The organism is Apilactobacillus kunkeei, assembly GCF_001308195.1.
Lineage (GTDB): Bacteria > Bacillota > Bacilli > Lactobacillales > Lactobacillaceae > Apilactobacillus > Apilactobacillus kunkeei_C.
This window is the reverse complement of sequence record NZ_JXDF01000003.1, coordinates 1-12,159: the sequence shown is the minus strand read 5'-3', so window position 1 is coordinate 12,159 and position 12,159 is coordinate 1. Positions and strand designations below refer to the sequence as shown.

Annotated in this window: 9 protein-coding genes; 8 read left to right on the top strand and 1 reads right to left on the bottom strand. The window is 38.2% G+C overall.

The window, feature by feature from the left end; all coding sequences use genetic code 11:
• Positions 1-7 precede the first annotated feature (7 nt).
• The 4 genes from RZ78_RS00435 (at position 8) to nrdI (ending at position 4,562) form a co-directional block, all read left to right on the top strand.
• Positions 8-973, top strand: a complete 966-nt coding sequence (locus tag RZ78_RS00435) for a glycosyltransferase family 2 protein (protein WP_054604471.1) — start codon at positions 8-10, stop codon at positions 971-973.
• A 562-nt stretch (positions 974-1,535) separates the two neighbouring features.
• On the top strand, positions 1,536-2,474 hold the full coding sequence (locus tag RZ78_RS00430) for a restriction endonuclease (protein WP_054607745.1): 939 nt from the start codon (positions 1,536-1,538) through the stop codon (positions 2,472-2,474).
• 168 nt (positions 2,475-2,642) lie between these two features.
• Complete coding sequence (locus tag RZ78_RS00425) at positions 2,643-4,034, top strand: hemolysin family protein (RefSeq protein ID WP_054604469.1); 1,392 nt, start codon at positions 2,643-2,645, stop codon at positions 4,032-4,034.
• A gap of 72 nt (positions 4,035-4,106) precedes the next feature.
• Positions 4,107-4,562 carry a class Ib ribonucleoside-diphosphate reductase assembly flavoprotein NrdI gene (nrdI, locus tag RZ78_RS00420; RefSeq protein ID WP_034531026.1) on the top strand — a complete coding sequence of 152 codons (456 nt, stop codon included), beginning with the start codon at positions 4,107-4,109 and terminating at the stop codon, positions 4,560-4,562.
• A gap of 42 nt (positions 4,563-4,604) precedes the next feature.
• Here nrdI and RZ78_RS00415 read toward each other — a convergent pair whose 3' ends face one another.
• Positions 4,605-5,780: an MFS transporter gene (locus RZ78_RS00415; protein WP_054607744.1), complete on the bottom strand. Its 1,176-nt coding sequence runs from the start codon at positions 5,778-5,780 to the stop codon at positions 4,605-4,607.
• A gap of 240 nt (positions 5,781-6,020) precedes the next feature.
• On the opposite strand from RZ78_RS00415, the gene zwf reads away from it, so the two are divergent.
• The 4 genes from zwf (at position 6,021) to RZ78_RS00395 (ending at position 12,055) form a co-directional block, all read left to right on the top strand.
• Positions 6,021-7,502: a glucose-6-phosphate dehydrogenase gene (zwf, locus tag RZ78_RS00410; protein ID WP_053791307.1), complete on the top strand. Its 1,482-nt coding sequence runs from the start codon at positions 6,021-6,023 to the stop codon at positions 7,500-7,502.
• A gap of 81 nt (positions 7,503-7,583) precedes the next feature.
• Positions 7,584-9,023, top strand: coding sequence for an NADP-dependent phosphogluconate dehydrogenase (gene gndA / locus RZ78_RS00405; RefSeq protein WP_054607743.1), 1,440 nt, complete (start codon positions 7,584-7,586; stop codon positions 9,021-9,023).
• A gap of 141 nt (positions 9,024-9,164) precedes the next feature.
• Positions 9,165-10,712: a multicopper oxidase family protein gene (locus RZ78_RS00400; protein ID WP_054607742.1), complete on the top strand. Its 1,548-nt coding sequence runs from the start codon at positions 9,165-9,167 to the stop codon at positions 10,710-10,712.
• A 797-nt stretch (positions 10,713-11,509) separates the two neighbouring features.
• Positions 11,510-12,055: a hypothetical protein gene (locus RZ78_RS00395; RefSeq protein ID WP_054607741.1), complete on the top strand. Its 546-nt coding sequence runs from the start codon at positions 11,510-11,512 to the stop codon at positions 12,053-12,055.
• The last annotated feature ends 104 nt before the right edge of the window (positions 12,056-12,159 follow it).

Below are 12,159 nucleotides of genomic sequence, written 5' to 3'. Positions count from 1 at the left end.
GTGTCTCATGCCAAATAAAACTAACAAAATCTCCATTGTTCTCCCCGTTTACAATGAAGAAGCTGGCATCAAAAACACCATCGAAGTCCTAGAAAACTTCGTGGAATGCCAAATTGAAACTTACGAAATTATCTTTGTGGATGACGGCTCTGTCGATTCAAGCGTAGATATTATCCGTCACGCACAATCACAATACGAAAACATTAGATTGGTCGAATTTTCAAGAAACTTCGGTCACCAACTAGCCATTACTGCTGGTATTCGATATGCCAAAGGTGATGCGGTTGTCGTCATGGATGCGGATTTACAAGATCCCCCATCTGTTATCCCAAACATGATTGAAAAGTGGCAAGAAGGCTTTGACGTTGTCTATGGAAAACGCCTTATCCGTGAAGGCGAATCCTTCTTCAAACGTTTCTCTGCGAAAGCCTTCTACCGTGTAATGCGTAAAGTCGCCAACGTTGATATCCCCCTTGATACCGGTGACTTTCGCCTAATGGATCGTAAAGTGGTTGATGCACTTTCCAAATTAAACGAACCGGAGCCATTCGTTCGTGGCCTTGTTTCGTGGGTTGGTTTTAAACAAACCGCCGTAACTTATGAACGACAAGAACGAAATGCGGGAGTCACAAAATACCCCCTAACTAAAATGATTAGACTAGCATCTGATGGAATCACCTCATTCTCCGAAATCCCCCTCAAGATAGTAAATTATACCGGTTTCATCAGTATTATCGCTGGAATCATTTATGGATTAATCACCGTCTTCACTGGTATCTCGACACTTACATTCGCAATCTCCCTAATGTGTGTCCTATCAGGAATGATCATGCTTGCGCTGGGCATAATTGGTGATTATCTATACCGCACTTTTGATGCTTCCAAACATCGTCCTCAATATGTCGTTTCTAACTCTTACGGATTCAATAATCAACACCAAAATATTGCCACGATTAAGAAACAGCATGGCTAAGAAAAATCCCCTCGGCAATCTGCCGGGGGGATTTTTTGCGTTGATTGATAGTTGGTCAAGTAGCTACATCATTTGCTGAAAATATAGTATTCATATATAATGCCGAATTATGAAATTAAAAATGTATATTTGCCGTATCGTTTATTTAGTATCTTTGTTTACTTTAATATACTTTACCTTTATAAATGACGCTAACTATATTGCTGCCACTGCTGGGATTATTTTCTTTATTGATGGTTTTTATCTTGTTCATCTAGAAAAAACAATGGATAAAAGCAATCCAAATTATAGTAAAAAAACTACGTCCATTTTATGGAGATTCTTATTATTTCCATGGTTTATAATTATGTAAAATATATTGCACTAACAACACCCCACCATTGCTTTATTCGCAGTGATGGGGTGTTGTTTTTTATCTACGCCTTTTACGTTCTCCATAATTAGATTACTGAGCTATTAATTTTTGCGTTCATATAGAACAAACGTTCTTAAAAGCATAGAGAAACCGCGTCAAATCTGATAAAATAGGGTTATCATTAAATCTTAAAAAGGAAGTTTAGACGTGAAAATCAGTCACTTCATTCGTCGATTTATATGTATCCTAATTACATTGAAAATCATCGACATCGTGGTAGCCATTGTTTCCATGCAAACCATAAATAATCAGCTAAGTGCACTATGTATTGCGTTTACAATGACGGTCATCGGTTACTACATCCTACCAAAACCAGATAAACATTTTATTCATACTATTAAAAATAACCTCAGTCGTCATCAAACGTATACGTTTAAAAAGACACCCGTCGCTTCAAACCAGATGATGTATCAAAATCGAACTGTCGACATTTCCAGACAGCAATACCAATCCCAAGCGACGCCCTATCTAAACGAACTATCAATGTTAAAACGTCAATTAGACGATATGAGTGAACGAATCGAATCGCAAAAAGCTTACCGTAATCAGTTAAGCAAGCAAATCAATGAGCTAAACATCAAATACCAACAGCTAAATGAGTTAACCACCCAACACGATAGTCTAGTCGAGGACATCAAGAGCCTCCAAGCACAAAAGGATCAACTAGCAGACGCCCATGTGACCGACGAGTATCAATCATTCATGGATTATCAATCCAAACAAAAGCTGGCAACGATTGATAACTTTGACGGTTATCAGTTTGAGACCTTTACCTGTGACTTGCTCAAGGCACTTGGTTTCTCAGATATCAAACGCACTCAGGGTAGCAGCGATTTTGGTGTCGACGTCTACGCTAAAAACGGTGACACCAGTTATGTATTCCAATGCAAACTCTACGCCAGTCCCGTTGGTATCAAGGCGGTCCAAGAGGCCAACTCAGGACGTAGTTACTACAATTGTAAGAAGGCCGTGGTCATTACCAACAGCTACTTCACACCTCACGCCATCTCAGCGAGCGAGAAGTTGGATATCGACCTATGGAACCGCGATAAGCTAGCTAGTTTAATTGCTGAAGCAAATGTGTAACACTATATATGTAGAATAAATTTTAAATTTTTGCCTAAAGTTTCACTTTTTTAAATCTTTTTTAGTGAAAATACGTTATTATATTCATTAAATTACTTAAAAAAAATAAACATAAAAGGTATAATGTAGACATTATATAAATTTTATTAAGAAACGGGGAATGTTCTGTTGGATAGTGGTGCGATATTCTTTCAAATCGTTATTGTATTGATTGCATTCTTCTTTGCCGCATACTTTGTTGCCTGTGAGTTTGCCTTAGTGCAAACCAGATACAGTATGTTGGAAGAAGAAGAAGAAAATAAGGGTAAGTCGAAGAAGCTTGCTCGTGAAATGCACATGATCACTAACCTAAATGACTATTTATCAACCACCCAAGTGGGTGTGTCCGTCTGTGGTATCATCATGGGTTGGGTTGGTGAAAGTCTTATCGTTGACGCCATCTTTGATTTACTTGAATTAAAGCCTGGAGTTGTCGCTGCTGGTACCGCTCACGCCATTGGTGGTGTAATTGGTATCTTGATTCTTACCTATTTAGAAGTGGTATTTACTGAAGTTGTTCCTAAGAACATCAGTATCGCCATGCCTAGAAGAATTCTAGGTTACGTGGCTACCCCACTTCATTACTTCCACACAATTTTCTATCCTGGTGTTTGGGCTATCAACGTCAGTGCCGCTGGTGTTGTTAAGTTAATGGGTCTTAAGATGACAGACGAAAGTGACGAATCAATGTCACAAGCTGAAATCCTAAGCATCTCAAAAGAAGCCGTTGAAAATGGTGATCTTGAAAAATACGATTACCTATACATGCAACGTGCCTTTGACTTTAACGATAAGGTTGCCAAGGACATCATGATTGATAGAACTCAATTGACTGTTATGGACATCAACACCTTAGTGGATGATGCCATCACAGTATACCTACAATCAAAATTCAGTCGTATTCCAGTTGTTATCGACAACAACAAAGATAACATTCTAGGTTACGTTTACTGTTACGACCTTGTTCGTCAATCAAGAGTGAACTCAAACATCCCAGTTGAACGTTTAATTCGTGATATTGGAACTGTTCCTGAAACAATGAAAATTACTGAAGTGCTTCAAAAGATGATTACTATGAGAACTCCTATTGTTGTCGTAGTTGATGAATACGGTGGTACTTCAGGTATTATTACTGATAAAGATATTTATGAAGAACTATTCGGTACTGTTCGAGACGAAATCGATCCAGCAACCAACGAATACGTCTTCAAGCAACCTAAGGGTACTTACCAAGTAAGTGGTAAGATGACTACTTATGATTTTGAACGTTACTTCAAGACTGAAATCAAAGACTTCAGCAAATCTGATAGCGTTACCCTTTCCGGTTACTTTATCGACAATAACCCAGGTATTCAAATCAAACCTGGTACTGAATTCAAGGTAGATACTTTCACATTTAAGGTATTACACTTTGAAAACTCATTCATCGATTTATTCGAAGTAGACGATTTACGTGATAACCACGAGGCTATGGCTGAAAAATCATCTGAAGAACAAAAAGATGAAGAAAGTAAAGACTAATATATAATTTTTAAATCTGTTAGAATATATTTCTAACAGATTTTTTATTTTGCCTTGAAAGGAAGCTAAACATTGAAACCAATTAGAATCCTATATATTTCAGTGGCTGGTAACACGCGTAACTTTGTGACCAACTTACAAGAATATGCTAAAAACGTACATAATGACGACGACAATAACCCATTAATTGAGTTAGAGGAAATCACCGATCAATCAGACTTTGCTGATGAAACCGGCAATTTCTTCGCATTCGTGCCAACATATTTAGATGGCGGCAACGGCATTGATAACGGCGTCAAAGAAATGATGACCAACACTTTAGGCGAATACATCGACTACAACGACAACGCTAAATACTGTATTGGGGTTATCGGTTCAGGTAACAAGAACTTCAACGAACAATACTGTTTAACTGCCAAACGTTACGCTAAACAATTTGATGCACCATTTGTGACCGACTTCGAACTTCGTGGAACTGATCGAGACGTGGTCAGAGTCTATGATGAATTAAAAAAATACGATAAATAAAAAGGATTCGTTTCATATCGAAACGAACCCTTTTTGTTTTGATTATTCTGTTTTACGACTGATAATCATAACCGCGAATAATGCGACTAACATTAAAACGGTAACGAAGATGAACAATGGATTGTAGCCAAAGCCTTCAACAAATAATCCTGCGAATAGTGGACTAATTGCACGTCCGGCTGACATCAACGCATTGAACATCCCTTGGTACTTACCCTTTTCCGACTTGGTCGATAGTTGATCAATCCAAGCTGGCACATCAGGTAGACCCAGCATTTCACCAAATGTTAGGAAAATCATGATGGCTAAAAAGACCGGGAAAGTCTTTGCGTAAACTAGGAAGTAAAACGAAATTGCGAAGATAAATACCCCCAAGAAAACTTGGTGATTTAAATGAATTTTTAGTCGTTTACTTACGTAATTTAATATAGGTTGTCCAAATACAATCATTAGACCGTTAACTGTCCAAAGCATTGAGTATGCTTCGAACGGAATCCCCATTTTAACCATGTGGACCGACATAACACTTTCCCACAATGTATAACTCAAGTAGACGGTAAATACCATGATACAAATTGGGTAGATTAGTCGAACGTTGGACTTTAAAATACCCTCTTTTTCTTCCTTGATTTCTTCTTTTGGAATGCTGTTATCGTAGTCTGAAAAGTCGATGTTAAAGTATACAAAAGTAAGTAACCATAGCAAGATGTAAAATACCGCTGCGGTCATAAAGACAATGGCGACACCATATTTTAGTAGGTATCCAACCATCGCAGTTCCGATTACCACCCCGATGTTTAATCCGACATATAGGATGTTGAATACCGTTCTGGTGTCCTTACTCTTAACGTTGGTAGCATATGAGTTTAGAAGTGTTAGGTTAATTCCGTCTCCAAACCCTAAAACTACCATTAGAATCGCAAAGGTAGGCCATCCATGAAAGAAAATTAGTGCTAAAATGGCGGCCGTCGAGACGGTAATACCAATCAAGGCCGCTTTATATGCTGACCAATGATCAAATAGATAACCCCCGATGTAATTACCAATAATGGTAAAACCGGAAATAAATAGCAGAGATACCCCCGACACTAGTAGTGACTTATGTAAATAGTCATCAATGTACATCGTTACTAGTGGCCACATGAATGCGGCACCGGAATTTAACAATAGTGAATAGAAAAATACTAAACGAAGTCCTAATTCTGTTCTTTTCTTCATGAATCCTCCCCCTTATTCAAATGTTCTAACAACAATTATAATTCATTTGAGAGCATAATATCCATTAAGAGATGTTTAAATTATTAAATTTTAGTAAAGCGTTTACATTTCTTTTGTGCTATGGATTAAAAACACTTTTTTAATTTAGCATGGTGTTATATAATAACCTTGTATTATTAACCGAAAATGAAAGATATTTCATTTGATTCGTTAAAATTTTTCTATAAGGAGTGACGGTAATTGGCAACAGCAACTCGTGCCTTGTTCATGCTTTTTGGTGCAACAGGTGACCTAGCTAAACGTAAATTATATCCATCTATTTTTAACCTATACAAAAAAGGTTACGTAGATAACGATCACTTTGCATTAATCGGTACTGGTCGTCGTGAATGGAGCGACGAAAAGTTCCGCGAAGTAATCTTGGACTCTGTAAGTGCCAACGCTGACAGCGAAGAACAAGCAAAAGCTTTCGCTAGTCATTTTTACTACATGTCACACGACGTAACTAATCCAGAACATTACGACGCATTAAGTGACTATGCAAACAAGTTAGACCAACAATATGATATTGAAGGAAATCGTATCTTCTACATTTCCATGGCTCCTAACTTCTTTGGAACTGTAGCTAAAAACTTAAAAGCCCACAACTGTTTATCAGACAATGGCGGTTTCAACCGTTTAATTATCGAAAAACCATTCGGACGTGACTACGACACAGCTGAAGAATTGAACAATGCTTTGGCTAAATCATTTAACGAAAACCAAGTTTACAGAATTGATCATTACTTGGGTAAAGAAATGGTTCAAAACATTATTGCATTACGTTTTGGTAACCCACTAATCGAAGGTATTTGGAACAACAAGTACATTGACAACATTCAAGTAACCCTTGCTGAAAAGCTAGGTGTTGAAGAACGTGCCGGATACTATGATGGTTCAGGTGCCCTACGTGATATGGTACAAAACCACACTATGCAAATGCTTACTATTCTTGCAATGGAAGACCCTATTTCATTCAAGGACGTAGACATCCGCAGAGAAAAGATTCGTGCACTAAGAAGCATGCATGTTTACACTGAAGACGAAGCTCGTCAAAACTTCGTTCGTGGACAATATGGTGCAAACGGTGACCAAAGAGATTACCGTCACGAAGACAACGTTCCTAACGATTCAATTACCGAAACTTACGTTGCCGGTAAAGTATTGTTCGAAAACAAACGTTGGAAAAACGTTCCTTTCTACATCAGAACTGGTAAGATGCTAACTGACAAGTTTACTAGAATCGATGTTGTATTCAAGAAACCGCTAGTAGACATCTTTGCATCTGCTAAGGGAACTGAAAGCGAATTAAACAACAACGTGCTTACTTTATTCGTAGACCCTGTTAACAAGATCATCCTACGTCTAAACGGAAAGCAAGCTGGTCAAGGTATGGAAATGCAACCACTAGACTTAACTCACACTCAAAGTGACGAAGAAAAGGCTGCTACTCCAGAACCATACGAACGTTTAATTCACGATGCTATCTTGGGTAACGCTACTAACTTTGCCAGTTGGGACGAAGTAAGTCGTGCTTGGGAATTCGCCGATGTTATCAGACATGTTTGGGATACTGACAAACCAGACTTCCCTAACTACACACCAGGTTCAATGGGACCTGATGCTGCCGACGAATTACTAGCTCGTGATGGCAGAGCTTGGGTTTTTAACTCAAAAAAATAATTTATATGACATTTAATCATTAAAATGTTAAAATCTAAGTGTATATTTATACACAATTTTCTTTAAAAAGGAAGGTTTATAATGGCTGACTCAAAAGCAAACATTGGTGTTGTTGGAATGGCTGTTATGGGTAAGAACTTAGCCCTTAACATTGAAAGCCGCGGCTTCACTGTAGGTATTTTTAACCGTTCAGCTTCAAAGACTGAAGCTGTAATGAAGGATCACGCAGACAAGAACTTGGTTCCAAGTTACTCTGTTGAAGATTTTGTTAACTCACTAGAAACTCCACGTCGTATCGTTATGATGGTTAAGGCTGGTAAGCCAACTGACGCAACTATCGACTCACTATTACCTTTATTAGACAAGGGTGATATCTTAATTGATGGTGGTAACACTAACTTCCATAACACAATCGAAAGAAACGCTAGACTAGATGCATCTGGTATCAACTTTATTGGTATGGGTGTTTCTGGTGGTGAACTAGGTGCTTTACACGGTCCATCACTAATGCCTGGTGGTCAAGAAGAAGCATACAAGCTAGTTGAACCTGTTTTAACTCAAATCGCTGCTAAGGCTAGTGATGGTAAGCCATGTGTTGCTTACATCGGACCTAACGGTGCAGGTCACTACGTAAAGATGGTTCACAACGGTATTGAATACGGTGATGAACAATTAATCGACGAAAGTTACGACATTCTTCGTAACGGTGCCGGTATCGACATTGACGAATTAGCTGATATCTTCAAGGAATGGAACAAGGGTGAACTAAACAGTTACCTAATCGAAATTACTGCTGATATCTTAACTAGAAAAGACGATTTAGGTGCTGACAAGAGCAAGCCTATCGTTGACATGATCTTAGACCGTGGTGCTAACAAGGGTACTGGTAAGTGGTCATCAGAAGATGCCATGGAAGTTGGTACTGACCAATCAGTTATCACTGAATCAGTTTACGCTCGTTTCATCTCAATGCTAAAAGACGAACGTCTTGCAGCAGCTAAGGTATTAAACGGTCCTAAGGCTTCAGACATCATCAACGATGACGAAAAGAAAGACTTAGTAGAACGTGTACGTAAGGCTCTATACTTCGGTAAGATTATGAGTTACGCTCAAGGTTTCGAACAACTACGTTTCGCTTCAGAACAATATGACTGGAACTTGAAGTTCGGTGAACTAGCTCAAATCTGGCGTGAAGGATGCATTATTCGTGCCCAATTCCTACAAAACATTACTGACGCTTTCGAAAAGAATGAAAACCTAACTAACCTATTGTTAGATCCATACTTCTCAGAAATCGCTAACAAGTACCAACAAGATGCTCGTGATGTTGTTGCTCTTGCAACTAAGGCTGGTATTCCAGTTCCATCACTTTCAGCAGCTGTTAACTACTACGATTCATACCGTGCTGAAGTATTACCTGCTAACTTACTACAAGCACAACGTGACTACTTCGGTGCTCACACTTATGAACGTACTGACCGTGAAGGTAACTTCCATTACCCATGGTACACTGAACAATAATATAATTATTGATCACAATAAAAAGAGACGATTTAATCGTCTCTTTTTTAATACATACTAGTTTATAATGGTTATTAATTGCAAATGGATATAAACTAGAATATACTATAACCAATCTTGAAAAAAGAGAGGTTATTTTTTATGTCTACCGAAAAAGTCTACACCGATTATTTCTTTTACGAACCCGCTTTTAACACCCACGACGGTGGTTACATTCCTTTGGAAGAACCAAACGTGGAACAACAAAAGCTAAAGGTTCCAGAATTACTTACCCCTGACAAAGAGACCGATACCGACATGTACTACACAGTTACCTCACAAGCTGGTGAAGCACAAATTATGCCCGGTCAAGCCACTAAGACATGGGGATACAATCAATCATTACTAGGTAAGACCATTTTATTCAAACGTGGTAAGAACATTCACGTCACTGTTAAGAACGAATTACCTGAATTAACTACCTATCACTGGCACGGTTTAAACGTTCCCGGTGATATCGATGGTGGTTGTCACACCCCTGTTTACCCAGGTGAAAGTAAGGTTTTAAATTTCAAGTGTGATCAACCAGCAGCTACCCTTTGGTTGCATGCTCATCCATGCCCATCAACCGCCGAACAAGTTTGGCACGGCCTAGCTACCGCTGTTGTCGTCAAGGATGAACATGAAGCAACCCTACCAATTCCACGTAATTATGGTGTCGACGATATTCCCGTTATCTTACAAGATCGTCGTTTCCATGAAGACAATCAATGGGATTACAAGGCTGATTATGACCCAGATGGCGTTCAAGGTCCTACCGCAATGATTAACGGAACTGTTAACCCATACTTTGACGTCACCACCCAAAAGGTTCGTCTTCGTCTATTAGATGGTGCCAACCGTCGCGAATGGCGTTTACACTTCTCAGACGACCTTGAATTCACCCAAATCGCAGGTGACGGTAGCCTCTTAACCCACCCTGTTAAGTTTACCCACCTAATGATTACCTGTGCCGAAAGACAAGAAATTGTCGTTGATTTCGGTCAATACAAACCGGGAGATGAAGTTGTCTTATATTCTGACGATGTCCCCATCATGCATTTTAGAATCCATGAATTCGCAGAAGATAACAGCGTTATTCCCGACACCCTATTTGAAATGAACACACCCAAAGTTACTGAGAACACACCCGTCCGAAAAGTCGTTATGTCCGGTATGGATGAAGAAGTTGCCCTGGATGGCAAGAAGTTTGATATGGAAAGAATCGATGCCAAACAAACCATGGGTAACTGCGAAATCTGGGAAGTTACCAACACCAACGACTGTGAAAACGGAATGGTTCATCCATTCCACATGCATGGTTGCCAATTTGAAGTATTGGACAGAGATGGCCATGCTCCATACCCTAATGAAACCGGTCTAAAGGACACCATCGGCGTTAACCCTGACGAAACAGTTCGCTTCAAAGCATGGTTTGACCACCCCGGCGTCTTCATGTATCACTGCCACATCATCGAACACGAAGATGGCGGTATGATGGCCCAAATCCAAGTCGATGACCCAAGCCACCCACAAGAATTCCACCTAACCAAGATGGATGACTTGATGAAGGCGTTTGCTGAAGAACGCGGCGTTGCCGTCGAAGACCTCGACTTGAGTGGTATGTCTTGTTACGACCACATGGAAAATATGGATCACTGTAATATGTAAAAAAAGAACCTAATCATTGATATGATTAGGTTCTTTTGGCATTTTGATTAGATGATGAAAAATATTTATATCAATTTATAAGTGAAATGTTGTCAAAATATAAGAATTGGTGTACAATAAACATTGTAATAAAACTAGTAAAAAGGAGTGAACAACATATGACTGAATTAACTTTTGATCCAGGAGCGTCGAAAGATCATTCTATCAAGGGAAAATTGATGTCAGAAGTTGTTTCAATTCTAAACAAATAGAATTGAGATGACCTTTGACAGTTAATTTTCCCGAATCAACATAATCAATATAGATTATTTAGATGGAGAATTAACTGTTGTTGGTTATCTCAGTATCCTTTAGCTGCATGCTTAACGGTGAAACGTTAATTAACAGTGAAATGTTAGCAGCTAATAACAGTAATTTAAAATTAAATATTAATAATTGCTTGATGATGCTTCACCTTCTAGGGAACTAGTTGGGGAGGTATGGACAACAGTTTATACTACTACTAAATTTTACTAACAGATAAACTGAGTAATTATGAGATTACACAAAAATCTTCGTTGAGTCCGCGGGGACGTGGGTTTACGCCAAAGTAATTGCTACTTATCTGTTATCAATATTAATTATAAAAGAGACAACTTTGTAGGTTGTCTCTTTTCTTGTGTTAAACACGAGTAAAAAAGACCGGATCAAATTGATCCGGTCTTTTTATTTTGTTCAACAATCATAAATAACCGTTGCTTTTATATTATCATTAGTATATATTAATAATTGATTACATAATGATTAGGGGGATTATAATGAAAATTAATTATAAATCAAAATTTTTAGCTATTATTTTTGCAATTACATTATTTGTTTGCGCTGGATTTACTGCCAGTCATGAACATACAGCCTTTGCTAAGTCTCACAAACAATCAACAAAGACTTACAAATGGCACGTTGGTGTTCCAAAGAATCTTCAAGGTAAATCATATTACACTACTTCTAAACCATACACATTTTATAATAGGATGTGGTTTGTATATTTTGGAAAGAAAAACATTTACTTTGGCGAACTATCCCACGGAAAAATTAACTTTAAAAAAAATATAGCAAGCTATTTAACTGGTAATGACTTTTATGATGAGGTAGAGTATCGCCAATCTGGAAAAAATTATTACTTAAGAGCTCATAAAAAAGGCTTTACATTAACAAATGCAACCACTATGAAGAACTATAAAACCATCGGTGAAAAGAAAGTTATCATTAATAATAAAATCGTTCTAACTGAAAATAAAGCTAATGCTAACAAATTTCTAAAGAGTATCGATTGGTTCCAACATGATTTGAAATCATATAAATAACAAAAAAAGACCGTGACCTGAACCCCTAAAATTGGAGGATGGTTATGCAATTTTCTGGGAGGAATTGTTCCGGTATTCAACCGGTGACATTCCTCCCAGTTTTT